The 15,606-nt window shown below is 56.7% G+C and carries 13 protein-coding genes; 8 read left to right on the top strand and 5 right to left on the bottom strand.

Annotated elements, in window-relative coordinates; translation table 11 throughout:
• Nucleotides 1–13: 13 nt before the first annotated feature.
• Together AC3GOJ_RS02660 and AC3GOJ_RS02665 are read left to right on the top strand one after the other, a co-directional pair.
• On the top strand, nt 14–430 hold the full coding sequence (locus tag AC3GOJ_RS02660) for a DNA polymerase III subunit chi (RefSeq protein ID WP_488235914.1): 417 nt from the start codon (nt 14–16) through the stop codon (nt 428–430).
• 20 nt (nt 431–450) lie between these two features.
• Nucleotides 451–3,267 carry a valine--tRNA ligase gene (locus AC3GOJ_RS02665; protein WP_488235915.1) on the top strand — a complete coding sequence of 939 codons (2,817 nt, stop codon included), beginning with the start codon at nt 451–453 and terminating at the stop codon, nt 3,265–3,267.
• Nucleotide 3,268: 1 nt separating this feature from the next.
• Here the strand turns inward: AC3GOJ_RS02665 and pabB are convergent, their stop codons facing one another.
• The 4 genes from pabB to AC3GOJ_RS02685 form a co-directional block, all read right to left on the bottom strand.
• Nucleotides 3,269–5,173 (bottom strand): aminodeoxychorismate synthase component I, encoded by a 1,905-nt coding sequence (gene pabB, locus AC3GOJ_RS02670; protein WP_488235916.1) that lies wholly within the window; start codon nt 5,171–5,173, stop codon nt 3,269–3,271.
• 2 nt (nt 5,174–5,175) lie between these two features.
• Nucleotides 5,176–5,421 carry a sulfurtransferase TusA family protein gene (locus tag AC3GOJ_RS02675; protein WP_488235917.1) on the bottom strand — a complete coding sequence of 82 codons (246 nt, stop codon included), beginning with the start codon at nt 5,419–5,421 and terminating at the stop codon, nt 5,176–5,178.
• A gap of 25 nt (nt 5,422–5,446) precedes the next feature.
• Entirely contained in the window at nt 5,447–6,928 is a 1,482-nt protein-coding gene (locus AC3GOJ_RS02680) for a beta-barrel assembly-enhancing protease (RefSeq protein ID WP_488235918.1), read from the bottom strand.
• A 100-nt stretch (nt 6,929–7,028) separates the two neighbouring features.
• Nucleotides 7,029–7,232 carry a cold-shock protein gene (locus tag AC3GOJ_RS02685; RefSeq protein ID WP_162049182.1) on the bottom strand — a complete coding sequence of 68 codons (204 nt, stop codon included), beginning with the start codon at nt 7,230–7,232 and terminating at the stop codon, nt 7,029–7,031.
• A gap of 244 nt (nt 7,233–7,476) precedes the next feature.
• On the opposite strand from AC3GOJ_RS02685, the gene clpS reads away from it, so the two are divergent.
• The 5 genes from clpS (at nt 7,477) to tpx (ending at nt 12,836) form a co-directional block, all read left to right on the top strand.
• Nucleotides 7,477–7,797, top strand: coding sequence for an ATP-dependent Clp protease adapter ClpS (gene clpS / locus AC3GOJ_RS02690; RefSeq protein ID WP_488235919.1), 321 nt, complete (start codon nt 7,477–7,479; stop codon nt 7,795–7,797).
• Entirely contained in the window at nt 7,794–10,079 is a 2,286-nt protein-coding gene (gene clpA, locus AC3GOJ_RS02695; RefSeq protein ID WP_488235920.1) for an ATP-dependent Clp protease ATP-binding subunit ClpA, read from the top strand. The genes clpS and clpA overlap by 4 nt, the downstream gene beginning before the upstream one ends.
• A gap of 47 nt (nt 10,080–10,126) precedes the next feature.
• Complete coding sequence (rraA, locus tag AC3GOJ_RS02700; protein ID WP_488235921.1) at nt 10,127–10,624, top strand: ribonuclease E activity regulator RraA; 498 nt, start codon at nt 10,127–10,129, stop codon at nt 10,622–10,624.
• Nucleotides 10,625–10,894: 270 nt separating this feature from the next.
• Nucleotides 10,895–12,205: an isocitrate lyase gene (gene aceA, locus AC3GOJ_RS02705; RefSeq protein WP_488235922.1), complete on the top strand. Its 1,311-nt coding sequence runs from the start codon at nt 10,895–10,897 to the stop codon at nt 12,203–12,205.
• 127 nt (nt 12,206–12,332) lie between these two features.
• Entirely contained in the window at nt 12,333–12,836 is a 504-nt protein-coding gene (tpx, locus tag AC3GOJ_RS02710) for a thiol peroxidase (protein WP_488235923.1), read from the top strand.
• 33 nt (nt 12,837–12,869) lie between these two features.
• Here the strand turns inward: tpx and AC3GOJ_RS02715 are convergent, their stop codons facing one another.
• Entirely contained in the window at nt 12,870–13,772 is a 903-nt protein-coding gene (locus AC3GOJ_RS02715) for a LysR family transcriptional regulator (protein ID WP_488235924.1), read from the bottom strand.
• 150 nt (nt 13,773–13,922) lie between these two features.
• On the opposite strand from AC3GOJ_RS02715, the gene aceB reads away from it, so the two are divergent.
• Complete coding sequence (aceB, locus tag AC3GOJ_RS02720) at nt 13,923–15,521, top strand: malate synthase A (protein ID WP_488235925.1); 1,599 nt, start codon at nt 13,923–13,925, stop codon at nt 15,519–15,521.
• Nucleotides 15,522–15,606: the final 85 nt, after the last annotated feature.

Consider the following 15,606-nt stretch of genomic DNA (forward strand, 5'->3'; position numbering starts at 1 on the left):
TCATTTTTTTCCAGTGACGCAGATCGATTGCTACCACGACCAACCGGATCGCCTGACCCAGGCTGTCCGGCTGGCGACGCTTGCCTGGGAGCGCCGCAAACCCATCACGTTTTATATTCCCGATCCGGCACGGGCCGAAGCCTTTGATAAGGCTTTGTGGACCACGGATCCGCAGTCTTTCATCCCCCATTGTCACTCGAACAGCGCCGAAGCGGACCGTACCCTGATCATCATTACCGATAATCTGGAGGCCGTGCCGCAAGACGAGCTACTGGTCAATTTGGCCGATGGCGTGCCGCCGGGTTTCGCCCGTTATCAGCGGCTGTTCGAAATTGTCAGCCAGCACGATGCTGACAAAGCCACCGCACGTGAACGCATGGCGTTCTATAAAGAACGCGGCTACCCCATTACTTATCGCAAATCCAATTAACCCCGCTTGAATTGAACACCATGACGCTTGCCAAATCCTTTGAACCCGCCGAAATCGAACGCCGTTGGTACCAGACCTGGGAAGATAGCGGCTACTTCGCTGCCGGTGACGATGCCGCCAAGGAAGAGGCTTTCTGCATTCTGCTGCCACCGCCCAATGTGACCGGCACGCTGCATATGGGCCACGGTTTCAACCAGACACTGATGGATGCCTTAACCCGCTATCACCGGATGCGTGGTGCCAACACGCTGTGGCAGCCGGGCACGGACCACGCCGGTATCGCCACGCAGATTGTGGTGGAACGTCAGCTGGAGCGGGATGGCATTTCGCGCCACGACCTGGGCCGTGAAAAATTTCTGGAGAAAGTCTGGGAGTGGAAAGCCTACTCGGGTGGCACGATCACGCAGCAGATGCGTCGTCTGGGCAGCTCTTGCGACTGGACACGTGAACGCTTCACGATGGATGACGGCCTCTCGAGAACGGTCACTGAGAGCTTTGTCCGCCTCTACAACGAAGGGCTCATCTATCGCGGCAAGCGCCTCGTCAACTGGGATCCGAAACTGAATACCGCCGTGTCTGATCTTGAGGTGCTCTCTGAAGAAGAAGACGGCTTCCTCTGGCACATTTGTTACCCGCTTGCTGATGGCAGCGGTTCACTGACTGTTGCCACAACCCGTCCGGAAACCATGCTGGGCGACACGGCCGTGATGGTGCATCCGGAAGACCCACGTTATCAGCACCTCATCGGCAAAACGGTGAAGCTGCCGCTCACCGACCGTGAGATTCCGATCATTGCCGACAGCTACGTCGATCTGGAGTTCGGTACGGGCTGCGTCAAGGTCACCCCCGCGCATGACTTCAATGACTACGCGGTTGGCCAGCGTCACAACCTGCCGCTGATTTCGATCCTGACGCTGGATGCCAAGATCAACGACAACGCGCCGGAAAAATACCGTGGCCTGGATCGCTTCGAGGCACGCAAGGCCATCGTCGAAGATCTGGAAGCCCTGGGGCTTCTGGAAAAGACCGACAAGCACAAACTCAAAGTACCACGTGGTGACCGAACCGGTGTCGTCATTGAACCCATGCTGACCGATCAGTGGTTCGTCGCCATGAGCAAACCCGGCAATGACGGCAAATCGATCACGCAAAAGGCACTGGATGTGGTGGCCAGCGGCAAGATCCGCTTCCATCCGGAAAACTGGGTCAACACTTATAACCAGTGGCTGAACAACATCCAGGACTGGTGTATCTCGCGTCAGCTGTGGTGGGGTCATCAGATTCCGGCCTGGTACAGCGACAGCGGCAAGGTCTATGTGGCGCATGATGCAGCTGAAGCGCAAGCACAAGCCACGGCCGCCGGCGACACCGGTGCACTGCGCCGCGACGAAGACGTGCTGGACACCTGGTACTCCAGCGCCCTGTGGCCGTTCTCCACGCTCGACTGGACTGGCAACGCCGGCCAGGACGCCACCAATGCGCTACTACAGCGCTATCTGCCCTCGTCGGTGCTCGTCACCGGCTTTGATATCATTTTCTTCTGGGTTGCCCGCATGGTGATGATGACCCAGCATCTGACCGGCCATATTCCCTTTAAAGACGTCTACGTGCATGGCCTGATCCGCGACAGCAAGGGTCAGAAAATGAGCAAGTCCAAAGGCAACGTGCTTGATCCTATCGACCTGATCGACGGCATCACGCTGGATGAGCTCGTCAAGAAGCGCACGTTCGGCCTGATGAATCCGAAGCAGGCACAGAGCATCGAAAAAGAAACGCGCAAAGAGTTCCCCGACGGTATTCCGAGCTTTGGCACCGATGCCCTGCGCTTCACATTCGCCTCGCTGGCTAGCCCCGGCCGCGACATCAAATTCGATCTGTCGCGTTGTGAAGGCTATCGCAACTTCTGTAACAAGCTATGGAACGCCACCCGCTTTGTACTGATGAATACCGAAGATCAGGACTGCGGCATTGCGGCGGCCGAGTGCGAGTTGCGTTATTCCACAGCGGATCGCTGGATCATCAGCCTGCTGCAACGTGCCGAAGCCGAAATCGGTCAGCAGCTCAATGAATACCGCTTCGACCTGGCGGCCCAGGCGCTCTATCACCTGGTGTGGGATGAGTACTGTGACTGGTACCTCGAAATCGCCAAGACCCAGATTCAGAACGGCACACCCGAAGAACAACGGACAACCCGCCGCACCCTGCTGCGTGTGCTCGAAACCATGCTGCGTCTAGCCCACCCCTTCGTACCGTTCATCACGGAAGAGCTCTGGCAAACAATAGCGCCGATGGCAGGTCGCAAGACCCACGAGACGATTCTGCTGGCCGGCTACCCCATGTGCAATGAAGAGCGCGTGGATGCCGCCGCCGAAGCCCAGATCGAACGCCTGAAGGGCCTGGTCTCGGCCTGCCGTAACCTGCGCGGTGAGATGAGCCTGTCACCGGCCACGAAGGTACCGCTGATGATCGCGGCGAGCCTGACCGAACAAACCTCACTGAGCGAAGCTGCACCCGTCCTCAAGGCGCTGGCCAAACTGGCGGATGTGCGCTTCGTTGAAGCACTGCCGGCGGATGCGCTGGCACCCGTGGCCGTGATTGGCAACATCCAGCTGATGCTGGAAGTGGCCATCGATGTTCCGGCAGAAATCGCCCGCCTGGAAAAGGAAATTACCCGTCTGGAAGGCGAAATCAGAAAGACCGAAAGCAAACTGGGCAACGCCTCGTTTGTTGATCGTGCGCCGCCGGCGGTGGTGGAACAGGAACGTCAGCGCATGGCCGATTTTGGCAACACGCTCGGCATCCTGAAGCCCCAACTGGCCAAACTCCAGGCGCAATGAGCTACTTGAGATAGGCCGGCATCAAACCGCGCAGCGCATTACCTACGCGGAGCCGGCCCTCTCGCGACGCCGCCTTGACGTCCGCCACCGTCAGCAAGGACTCACAGGCAGCACCGCGAGCAAGCAATTCCGTGCGCAGCACACCCGGCAACAAGCCACAGCGTAGCGGTGGTGTCAGCAAACGCTGGCCCTCGCGCACAAACACATTGCTACGCGCACCCTCACACACCTGACCGGTGGTGTTGCAGAACAGCGCATCAAATGCCTGTTGACTGATGGCCCTATCGACGGCGGCATCGTAGCGGGTACGTGCAGAAATTTTATGTCGCAGTAACGGATTGGTGGCTTCAAGGACCTCTGTTGACCAGATCAGCGCCACACGATCTGCTAACGGCGGCAAAGCGGACCAGGTGACACGCAAGCCGCCACCATGCGACAGATCAACACGAACGCGATAAAGCCGGCTCTCCCGACTCTCGGCCAGTTTCTGACGGATCTCCGCTGTCACTTGCCAGAGGATGGCTTCGAATGCGGCCTCGTCATAACCGAAGCCCAAAGCGGCGGCAGATGCCTGCAAACGATCCCGATGCAGACGGTAACGTGGAAAGAGCTCAACTAGCGGCAAGGTCGCTGCCAGGTCTTCCGCCGGCAGCTCAAGCCGTAGGGTTTCGAAAAGCGAGAAGCCGGGATCATGCTTCGTGATGAAGGCGCTTTTCAGCAGGCATTCGGCATATTCTTCGGTGGGATCCGAATCCCAGACAATGCCGCTACCGACACCGAGAACCGCTGTGCGAGCTTCATATTCTCTCTCATCCAACGGAGGATCCAGCACCAGCGTGCGGATCGCCACATTGGCATGAATCCTATCCCGGGTCGCCCAGCCCAGGCTCCCTGTATACAAACCGCGCGGCGCGATTTCCAGCGCATTGATTTTCTGCATGGCGGCGACTTTCGGCGCCCCCGTTACCGAACCGCAGGGAAACAAGGCTGGTATGAGCGCAGACAGGGAGGGATCCTGCGCCTGCGCCGAGATTGTCGAGGTCATCTGGTGCACCGTCGGATAGGGTTCGATTTCGAACAAGGTCTCGACCTGAACTGAACCGGGCACGGCCACGCGGCCCAGATCATTGCGCAGCAGATCCACAATCATCAGGTTTTCCGCACGGTTTTTTTCAGAGGCACGCAATGCAGCTGCTGCGCGGACATCAGCGCCGACCTCAGCGGCACGTGGGGCGGTGCCCTTCATTGGCCTTACGGTGATCTGGTCACCATTAACCGTGAAAAACAACTCGGGTGATAGTGACAGCGCCTGACATTCAGGCAGATCGACATAGACCGCATTAGACGTGGGCTGCGCCCGTGCCAGATTCAGAAAAACACGCGCAGGGTGGCCAACCAGGGTCACATCCAGCGGCCAGGTAAAATTCACCTGATACACACCGCCCTCGGCGATAGTTTGGCGAATTTCTGCCACCTTCTCGGCGTACTGTGCCGGAGACAGCGACGGTTGACCACGGAGACAACCTGCAAAACCCGCTGCTTCAACAACCTGGTCTGTCGACTCCAGACTGTGAGTACCCCTGGCCAGCAACCACGCATCGGCTTCGGCACAGGTCAGCCAAACGGCATCATCAAATACCCAGATATAACCAAGCGGCTGGTGGACTCCTGCCTCATTAGCTACAACCGCCCGGGGCTCCAGCACCGATCCCAGCTCGTAATCCAGGGCAAACACCACCTGTCGGCCTTGCGCTCTTGCTGTATCGGCTGCCTGCAATGCGGCGTCCAGCGATGCCGCGTCCACAATCGTCCACGTCGAACGAATACCCGAGCAACGCAGCGATGCAGCCTGGGACAACGGTGCCAGCGCATCCCTGAACAAGACTGCCGGTTCCTGCATCGCCATCACTACTTGCGCTGTAAGTGAAAAGTAAACACCCCGGCGTCTTCATGCATCTGAAGCAATACGTGGCCGGTTTGCCGTGCAAACGCGGTGAAATCATCTTTCGTCGCCGGATCCGTCGCACGGATTTCAAGCACCTCCCCGCTCCCCATCTCGGCCAGCGCTTTTTTGGTCTTCAGAATCGGCATGGGACATTTCAGGCCACTCACATCAAGTTGTCGATGTGAGGTTGGGGGATGTTGATTCATCATGACGGATACTCAATACACATTCACTCTAGAACGGCGACTGATTCGCCGATTTACGCTCTTCGATGACCTGTACCCGTAAAGCACGCAATCGGGCATCGATCATTGATTGCTCATGAAACTGCCGGGCTTCGCGCTGGGACAGCTCCAGTTGCTCGATGGCCGCCTGTGTCTGGCCATTCAGCGCATAGGCTTCTGCGGTTGCCTGCCGGGACTGCACCGATTTTCCCAGCGCCGCATAGGATTGCGCCTGCAATAAATATATTTTTGCATCACGTGGACCTCGCCGTAAGCGGGCATCGAGAATCTGTATTGCAGCCTCGTTCTGTCCCTGCAGTTGCAGCACATGAACCAGCCCCAGCATCAGCGCCTCGTCATTGGGATAGCGCTTATAGCCCTCTCGGTAGAGATGGGTCGATGTCACCAGATCCTTCTCAGCCAACTTGATTTCTGCCGCAAGTGTCTCGAACATCGGGTTCGGCTGCGTGAGTTTTCTGGCCTGCTGCAAGGATTTCTCGGCATCCGTCAGACGCCCCAGACGCAATTGGGCGCGAGAGATGCCATACCAGACAGATGACTCATGTGCGAAACGGCGTTCACGTAATTGCGTTTCGAATTCGGCGAGCGCATCCTGTGGCACGAACTCCATGACGCGCAATTTGGCGCGCACCAGGTAGAACTCTTCGCTGTCTCGTACCTGCCGATAGGGCGCATTGTGGGCACGGCCCTGCATGTCCGAGATCCGCTCGGTGGTCAACGGGTGTGTGCGCAAATAGACCGGTGCATTGTTTTCATAAAGCGCTGTGGCTTTCTGCAGGCGCTCGAAGAAATCGGACATGCCCTTCGGGTCATAACCAGCTTTGGTCAGCGTCGTGTAGCCCACACGATCCGCCTCTCGTTCGAAATCACGCGAATAAGCCAACTGGGACTGCATACTGGCCGCCTGGATGGCCTGTCCAGCCCCCTGGGCAATCTGTCCGGTGTTTCCACCGGCCCGCGCTGCCAGAACCAGCAGCGCGAGACTCGCCAGTGACGACATGGACTGGCTCTGAGCGGCCATAATGCCGCGAGCCAGATGTTGCTGCGTGACATGTGAAATTTCGTGGGCGAGTACCCCGGCAAATTCCGACTCGGTGCGTGCCGCCAGCAGCAGCCCCGTATTGATCCCCACATAGCCACCAAAGGTGGCGAAGGCGTTGATCTGTCGATCACGCAAGACAAAGAACGTAAACTTGCCATTCGAGTCCGCACTGGCGGATACCAGACGACGCCCTACGCGGTTTACGTAGCCAGCAATTTCCGGGTCATCGATATAAGACGGCTCTCGTAGCCGGATCTCATTGTAAAACTCCGCGCCGAGCTTGCGTTGCAGCTGGGGCGGTAGAATCTCGTGTGCCGCATCGCCCAGCTCCGGAAGCTCGGAAGATGCCGCCCACACCCATGCGGGCATTGACGTCGCCGACATGCTGATGGCCAGAACAACGGCGAGCGTTTTACGGAATCGAACCATAACCGGATGATACAGAACGATTACGAACAATAGAAAAAGCCCGCCATATGGCGGGCTTTTTCAGCATCGTGGTGCCCAGGAGGCACCACGAACAACCGCATTAAGCGCGACCGATGTTAGCGGCTTGCTTACCCTTCGGGCCGTCGACCACGTCGAAGGAGACGCGTTCGCCTTCCTTCAGGGTCTTGAAACCATTCATGGTGATTGCGGAGAAATGGGCGAACAGATCTTCACCGCCGCCGTCCGGCGTGATGAAACCAAAACCCTTTGCGTCATTGAACCACTTGACGGTACCTAGTGCCATTTTACTGCTTCCTTCCGGTCGTACTGACCTCTTTAAACTATTTCAGAACGTAGCACACCGGGTGCGCCCACACTCCTCCCTGTACCGGAATCCCGGTATTTGCCTTTTTTACGCGATGTTTTACGCATCGTCAACCTGTTTTCGCAATTTTTTATGCTGCACTGCAGGTACGTATCTGCAAGATTCAACGGTCTTTTATGTCAAACCCATTGAAGATTTGGCCTTCAAGCCTTAAATTGTGCCCATGGCTAACCATAGAAAAACCCAGGAAGGCACTGCCGTTCTTGAACGGGAAGCGGTGGCGTTACGGTATCCCCCGCTGTACCAGGTACTGCTGCTGAATGACGATTTCACCCCCATGGATTTTGTTGTCGACGTGTTACAACGTATTTTCCGGATGGACCACGAACGTGCCATGCGGGTGATGCTCGAAGTACACACCGATGGCCGCGGTATTTGCGGTATCTATACCCGCGATATCGCCGCCAGCAAAGTTGAACAGGTTGTTAATCTGGCCAGAGAACACCAGCACCCTCTGGCCTGCGTGATGGAGGAAGCCCCATGATTGCCCAGGAACTTGAAGTCAGTCTGCACACGGCTTTTGTCGAAGCACGCCAGAAGCGCCATGAATTCATCACCGTCGAGCATCTGCTGCTGGCCCTGATTGATAATCCATCTGCCTCGGAAGCCCTGCGCGCTTCAGGTGCCCAGTTGGAAGCGCTCCGCCTTGAATTAACGCGCTTCGTCGAAGAGCACACCCCGGTCGTTGAAGACAATACTGACGCGGAAACACAGCCAACACTTGGTTTTCAGCGCGTGATTCAACGAGCGATTCTGCACGTGCAATCCTCCGGCAAAAAGGAGGTCACCGGCGCCAATGTCCTCGTCGCCATTTTTGGCGAGAAAGATTCCCACGCGGTTTACTTCCTGCAAAAGCAGAGCATCACACGACTGGATCTGGTCAACTACATTTCGCACGGCATTGCCAAGGTGCCCCGCGACAGCGCCAAACCCCAAGGAGAAGACGGCGATGCCGAGAGCGCTGAAAAGGCACAGAACGGCCCGCTGGAACAATACACGATCAACCTCAACGTGCTTGCACAGCAAGGCAAGATCGACCCGCTGATCGGCCGTGATCGCGAACTTGAACGCGTGGTCCAAATTCTCTGTCGCCGACGCAAGAACAACCCGCTCTTGGTAGGAGAAGCCGGCGTGGGCAAAACCGCGATTGCCGAAGGTCTGGCGCGCCGCATTGTCGACAAGGACGTGCCGGATGTCCTGGCGGAAGCGACTGTCTACTCACTGGATATGGGCGCACTGCTGGCCGGCACAAAATACCGGGGTGATTTCGAACAGCGTCTCAAAGGCGTTCTCAAAGCACTCAAGGACAATCCGAATGCCGTATTGTTCATTGATGAAATTCACACGCTGATCGGCGCTGGATCGGCATCGGGCGGCACGCTGGATGCTTCCAATCTGCTCAAGCCAGCATTGGCCAACGGTCAGCTGCGTTGCATTGGCGCGACGACCTTTGTCGAGTATCGCGGCATCTTTGAAAAGGATTCAGCACTCTCACGCCGCTTCCAGAAGGTGGACGTCAACGAACCCTCGGTTGCCGAAACCATTGAAATTCTCAAGGGCCTGAAATCGCGCTTTGAAGCCCACCACAGCATCAAGTACACCGCCTCTGCACTGACCACCGCTGCCGAACTGGCGGCACGCCACATTACTGATCGACACCTGCCCGACAAAGCGATTGATGTGATCGACGAAGCGGGCGCTGCACAGCGGATTCTGCCCAAGAGTAAGCAGAAGAAGGTGGTCGGCAAACACGAGATTGAAGAAATCGTCTCGCGCATCGCACGCATTCCGCCGTCGCATGTGTCCAACGATGACAAACGTGCGTTGAAGAATCTGGATCGCGACCTGAAGGCAACCGTCTTCGGACAGGACAAAGCGATTGATGCGCTGACCCGCGCCATCAAGATGTCGCGCTCAGGCTTGGGCAACCCGAGCAAGCCCATTGGTTCTTTTCTATTCTCCGGCCCCACGGGCGTCGGTAAAACCGAAGTTGCCAAGCAGCTGGCCTATTGTCTGGGTGTGGAACTGCTGCGGTTCGACATGTCAGAGTACATGGAACGCCATGCGGTTTCGCGCTTGATTGGTGCGCCACCGGGTTACGTCGGTTTCGAACAAGGCGGCTTGCTCACCGAGGCGGTCAACAAGAAGCCCTATTGCGTACTCCTGCTTGATGAAATCGAAAAAGCGCATCAGGACATCTACAACGTACTGCTGCAAGTGATGGATCATGGCACGCTGACCGACAACAATGGTCGCAAAGCGGACTTCCGCAACGTTGTGATCATCCTCACCACCAACGCGGGACAGGAAACACTGAACAAATCTGTGATGGGCTTTACGGCCAAGAAGCAGGCCGGTGATGAAATGGAAGAGATCAAGCGGGTATTCACCCCGGAGTTCCGCAATCGGCTGGATGCCACCATTTCGTTCAAACCACTGGATCTGGAGGTCATTCTGCGCGTGGTCGATAAATTCCTGATGCAGCTTGAAGAACAGCTTCATGAAAAGAAAGTGGAAGTCACTTTCACTGAAGCGCTTAAAACCTATCTGGCTGAAAACGGCTTCGATCCGCTCATGGGTGCCCGCCCCATGGCACGCCTCATTCAGGACACGATCCGTGCAGCACTGGCGGATGAACTCCTCTTCGGCAAGCTGGCGCATGGCGGCCATGTCACTGTCGATATCGACCAGAACGATACGGTGCAATTACAATTTACAGACACTGAAAACACCGACGCACCTGATGCGGCATCGGTTACAGCCTAACCCGATCGATGAACATCGATTGATCAAAACTGACACTGAGAGACACCATGACTGCACGACTGACCACTGACCTACTGGATGCGAACGAAGCCCTAACGCAAGCCGAGCAATTGCGCGTGCTGACGCCCATGTTCCAGCGTTATGGTGGCAAAGCCAGCTTTTCTGGCGAGATCGTGACCCTCAAGATTTTCGAGGACAACTCGCTGGTTAGAACACTACTCGGCGAGCCCGGCCAAGGCAAAGTTCTGGTCATCGATGGCGGCGGCAGTCTGCGTTGTGCGCTGCTCGGCGATCAGCTGGCAGAGCTGGCCGTCAAAAATGGCTGGGAAGGCGTCGTGGTCTATGGCTGCATTCGTGACAGCGCCGCCATCAATGGCCTGCCTCTGGGGGTACGCGCACTCAACACTCATCCGCTCAAGACGGTGAAGAAAAACATTGGTGAGCGCGATCTCCCTGTCACCTTTGGTGGCGTCACACTGAAACCGGGCGAGTGGTTGTGCGCCGATGACGATGGGGTGATCGTATCGACGACCCCGCTCGTTTGACGCACTAAAGCGCCTTGGCCCAAAAAAACCGACCAGCCGGTCGGTTTTTTTCATGCTGCAACGCGGCTTAACTTATAAAACCACCAAAAACATCGCTCACAACCACCTGTTTTTAATAGAATATGCGATATCTTGTGTCTTATATAAGAGTTGTTGCGCTTGCAACAAAAGCCGTATATAGTCATTGCACGCAAAGACGCGCGACCACCGCAAGGTCCCGCCGCACGCCAGCGCACTTTCTCTTGCAAACTCTCCCCTGAAGGAATCAAGATGGCAACTCGCGAACAACAAATCGCCGCCCTGGAAAAAGACTGGGCTGAAAACCCCCGCTGGAATGGCGTCAAGCGCGGCTATACCGCTGCTGACGTCGTCCGTCTGCGCGGCTCCCTGCAGCCGGAATACACCCTGGCCCAACGCGGTGCCAAAGTCCTGTGGGACAAAGTGAACGGCGGCGCCAAGAAGGGTTACGTCAATGCTTTCGGCGCCATCACCGCCGGTCAAGCCATGCAACAGGCCAAGGCTGGTCTGGAAGCCGTGTATCTGTCGGGCTGGCAGGTTGCTGCCGACGGTAACACCTCGGAAACCATGTACCCGGATCAGTCGCTGTACGCTTACGATTCGGTGCCGACTATGGTTCGCCGCATCAACAACACCTTTAAGCGCGCTGACGAAATTCAGTGGTCGCGTGGTGTGAACCCGGGCGACAAAGAATTCATCGACTACTTCCTGCCGATCGTGGCCGATGCTGAAGCCGGTTTCGGTGGCGTGTTGAATGCGTTCGAACTGATGAAGAACATGATTGCCGCCGGTGCTGCGGGCGTTCACTTCGAAGACCAGCTGGCGGCTGCCAAGAAGTGTGGTCACATGGGTGGTAAGGTTCTGGTACCGACTCGTGAAGCCATCGAGAAGCTGATCTCCGCGCGTTTCGCTGCTGACGTCATGGGCGTACCGACCCTGATCCTGGCCCGTACCGATGCTGAAGCCGCCAACCTGATCACTTCGGACTACGACGAAAACGATAAGCCGTTCCTGACCGGTGAGCGCACCCAGGAAGGTTTCTACCGCGTCAAGAACGGTCTGGAACAGTCGATCAGCCGCGGCGTTGCTTACGCACCGTACGCTGACCTGGTCTGGTGTGAAACTGGCGTGCCTGATATCGGCTTCGCCCGTGAATTCGCCCAAGCCGTGCTGGCCGCTTGCCCAGGCAAGCTGCTGTCGTACAACTGCTCGCCGTCGTTCAACTGGAAGAAGAACCTCAACGACAAGCAAATCGCTTCCTTCCAGGAAGAGCTGTCGGCGCTGGGTTACAAGTACCAGTTCATCACACTGGCCGGTATCCACGTCAACTGGTACAACACCTTCAAGTTCGCCAAGGCATACGCTGGCGGCGAAGGCATGAAGCACTACGTCGAGATGGTTCAAGAGCCGGAATTTGCTGCTCGCGACCAGGGTTACACCTTCGTTTCACACCAGCAGGAAGTCGGCACCGGTTACTTCGACGAAGTCACCACCGTCATCCAGGGTGGCACGTCGAGCGTGAAGGCGCTGACCGGTTCGACCGAAGAAGAACAGTTCCACTAAGAACCGCTTCTCTTCAATAAAAACAGCACCTACGGGTGCTGTTTTTATTTGTGCCAGCGCCAGAACTCCGGCTACACTGATCGGGTAGTAGCCACCCAAAACAAGCCATAAATTAAAGGACCCCATCATGACGCAAACAGTCACCCTCGGCGGCAACCCGATTCAGATCGGCGGCACGCTCCCGCAAACTGGCACCACGGCACCGGCATTCAAACTCGTCGCCAAGGATTTGAGCGATGTGACGCTGGAAAATTTTGTCGGCAAACGCAAAGTGCTGAATATTTTTCCGAGCGTGGATACCCCTACCTGCGCCACTTCGGTTCGCCAATTTAATGCAAAGGCATCCCAACTGAACAACACCGTGGTGCTCTGCATTTCTGCCGATTTGCCGTTTGCCCAAACGCGTTTCTGTGGTGCCGAAGGTCTGGACAACGTCCAAACGCTTTCCACCCTGCGTGGCCGTGAATTTCTCCAGAACTACGGTGTTGCTATCGAAACCGGTCCCATCGCCGGCCTGACGGCGCGCGCCGTCATTGTGCTCGATGAAAACAATCGTGTACTGCACAGCGAACTGGTCAGCGAGATCAAGAACGAGCCGAACTACGAGGCCGCACTCGCTGTACTGAGCTAACGATTTGGCTCTCGGCTGCTCTGGCGCGATGCGCTAGGGTAGCCAGTAATCTTTCTGAGCGTACGCGTCTTTCAGCAGATCAATAAACGCGCGCACCTTCAACGGCAAATGCCGCCGCTCGGGGAATACCGCATAGATACCGACTGGCGGTGCCGCCCATGCATCCAGCACACTGATCAGGCGTCCCGCCTGTAGATCCTCACCCACTTCCCACATCGAGCGCCAGGCCAAGCCAGCGCCTGCTCTTGCCCACTCGGCCAGCACCACACCATCATTACACTCCATCGAGCCTTTAACGCGGATACTCCGTGTTTTGGTGCTTGACCCGCCAGACCGGAATGTCCATCCGCGTTGCGGCCCCAATGCCAGACAATCATGGGCCGCAAGATCCTCCGGTGTTTGTGGGATGCCGCGCTTTTCGAGGTAGGCGGGTGCTGCAACGACTACCCGCTGCATCTCTCCCAGATGCACGGAAACGAGGTTGGAATCTGACAGGGCCCCCAGTCGTATCCCACAATCGAACCCTTCATTCACCAGATCCACCAGACGATCCGACAAATCCAGGGTAATACTCACGCCCTGATGCCGCTCTAGAAATACCGGCACGTGGGGTGCCACATGGCGACGCCCAAATCCGGCCGGTGCCGTCATCCGCAAATGCCCGCTCACTTGAACACTGCCTCTTGCGGCAGCCGCTTCTGCCCCAGCCAGATCATTCAGAATCCGAACGCAATCTTCGAGATAATTCTGTCCTGCTTCGGTAAAAGAAATCCGACGGGTTGTTCGATGCACCAGTTGTGATCCCAGACGCTCTTCCAGAGCATCGAGCCGACGGGCCATAATGGCCGGGGTCACGCCTTCGATACGCGCTGCTGCCGAGAGCGATCCATGCGTCGCCACAAGCACCAATGCCTGCATTTCCTTGAAAGGATTCATCGGTTTCTCCGATCTGTTTAGTACTTATAGTATAAAAAGAACGGATATTTTTACATCTTTTCATTCTATTTGCACTGCAATAGAATGTGCAACATCAGTAAAAAATCGTCGTTCTCTTCAGTTTGTGTCATACATTTACGGAGTTTTCACATGAGCCTCACACTGCCTGCCGGCGTTCAGATCACTGGCCCGATCAATGCCCGTTATGAAGAAATCCTGACCCCGGAAGCCCTGACCTTCGTTGCCAAGCTGCACCGCGCCTTTGAACCGCGCCGTCAGGAACTCCTGAAAGCCCGTATCGAGCGTCAGGCACGTATTGATGCCGGCGAAATGCCGGATTTCCTGCCGGAAACCAAACACATCCGTGAAGGCGATTGGAAGATTGCCCCGCTGCCGAAGGCACTGGAGCGTCGCCGCACCGAAATCACCGGCCCGGTCGAAGCCAAGATGATCATCAACGCCTACAACTCGGGCGCTGATTCGTACATGACCGACTTCGAAGACTCGAACAGCCCGAACTGGGAAAACCAGATCCAGGGCCAAGTGAATCTTTACGACGCCATTCGTCGCAAGCTGTCGTTCAAGAACGAAGCCGGTAAGGAATACAAACTCAACGACAAGATTGCTACCCTGCAGATTCGTCCGCGCGGCTGGCACCTCGATGAAAAGCATGTCCTGATCGACGGTCAGCGCGTTTCTGGCGGTATCTTCGACTTCGGTCTGGTGTTCTTCCACAACGCCAAAGAGCAAATTGCCCGCGGCGCCGGCCCATTCTTCTATCTGCCGAAGATGGAAAGCCACCTGGAAGCCCGCCTGTGGAACGATATCTTCGTGATGGCTCAGAACGAAATCGGTCTGCCGCAAGGCACGATCAAGGCCACCGTGCTGGTGGAAACCATTCTCGCCACCTTCGAGATGGAAGAAATCCTGTACGAACTGCGCGAACATTCGGCAGGCCTCAATGCTGGCCGCTGGGATTACATCTTCAGCTGCATCAAGAAGTTCAAGAAGAACAAGGATTTCTGCCTGGCGCAGCGTGGTGCCATCACCATGGAAGTGCCGTTCATGCGTTCGTACGCCCTGGCACTGGTCAAAGCTTGCCACAAGCGTGGCGCACCGGCAATGGGCGGTATGTCGGCACTGATCCCGATCAAGAATGATCCGGTCGCCAACGAAAAGGCACTGGCCGGTATCCGTCACGATAAGACCCGTGATGCCAACGACGGCTTCGACGGCGGTTGGGTCGCTCACCCTGGCCTGGTTGCGATTGCCGCTGAAGAATTCCAGAAGGTGTTGGGCGACCGTCCGAACCAGTGGGAAAAACAGCGTACTGAAGAATTCGGCGCCAAAGACTGGTTGAACTTCCAACCAGAAACACCGATCACCGAAGCAGGTCTGCGCAACAACATCAACGTCGGTATCCACTACCTGGGCAGCTGGCTGGCCGGCAATGGTTGTGTGCCTATCCACAACCTGATGGAAGATGCGGCCACAGCCGAGATCTCCCGTTCGCAGGTCTGGCAGTGGGTGGTTTCACCAAAGGGCATTCTGGATGACGGCCGCAAGGTCACTGTCGAGATGGTTCGCGGCATGATCGGAGAAGAGCTGGCCAAGGTCAAAGCCACCGTCAGTGCCCAGGGCGAAAATACGGTAACCTATGATCAGGCTGCGGTTATTTTCGACAAGATGTCGCTGACGCCAGAGTATCCGGAGTTCCTGACACTGCCGTTGTACGAAGCCATGGCCTAACCGCCCACGCTTCTGACCAAGACGGCACCTGCGGGTGCCGTCTGCATTTGAGGATTTGCATCATGATTGCCGCACTGACCTGGTT

Source organism: Fluviibacter sp. (assembly GCF_057744235.1).

Bases quoted from the DNA above. Each gene is read 5' to 3' on its own strand.
- AC3GOJ_RS02680 (WP_488235918.1), bottom strand. From the start codon at position 6,928: ATGGTTCGATTCCGTAAAACGCTCGCCGTTGTTCTGGCCATCAGCATG.
- AC3GOJ_RS02685 (WP_162049182.1), bottom strand. From the start codon at position 7,232: ATGGCACTAGGTACCGTCAAGTGGTTCAATGACGCAAAGGGTTTTGGT.
- AC3GOJ_RS02665 (WP_488235915.1), top strand. From the start codon at position 451: ATGACGCTTGCCAAATCCTTTGAACCCGCCGAAATCGAACGCCGTTGG.
- tpx (WP_488235923.1), top strand. From the start codon at position 12,333: ATGACGCAAACAGTCACCCTCGGCGGCAACCCGATTCAGATCGGCGGC.
- clpS (WP_488235919.1), top strand. From the start codon at position 7,477: ATGGCTAACCATAGAAAAACCCAGGAAGGCACTGCCGTTCTTGAACGG.
- clpA (WP_488235920.1), top strand. From the start codon at position 7,794: ATGATTGCCCAGGAACTTGAAGTCAGTCTGCACACGGCTTTTGTCGAA.
- AC3GOJ_RS02715 (WP_488235924.1), bottom strand. From the start codon at position 13,772: ATGAATCCTTTCAAGGAAATGCAGGCATTGGTGCTTGTGGCGACGCAT.
- aceB (WP_488235925.1), top strand. From the start codon at position 13,923: ATGAGCCTCACACTGCCTGCCGGCGTTCAGATCACTGGCCCGATCAAT.
- pabB (WP_488235916.1), bottom strand. From the start codon at position 5,173: ATGGCGATGCAGGAACCGGCAGTCTTGTTCAGGGATGCGCTGGCACCG.
- AC3GOJ_RS02675 (WP_488235917.1), bottom strand. From the start codon at position 5,421: ATGATGAATCAACATCCCCCAACCTCACATCGACAACTTGATGTGAGT.
- rraA (WP_488235921.1), top strand. From the start codon at position 10,127: ATGACTGCACGACTGACCACTGACCTACTGGATGCGAACGAAGCCCTA.
- aceA (WP_488235922.1), top strand. From the start codon at position 10,895: ATGGCAACTCGCGAACAACAAATCGCCGCCCTGGAAAAAGACTGGGCT.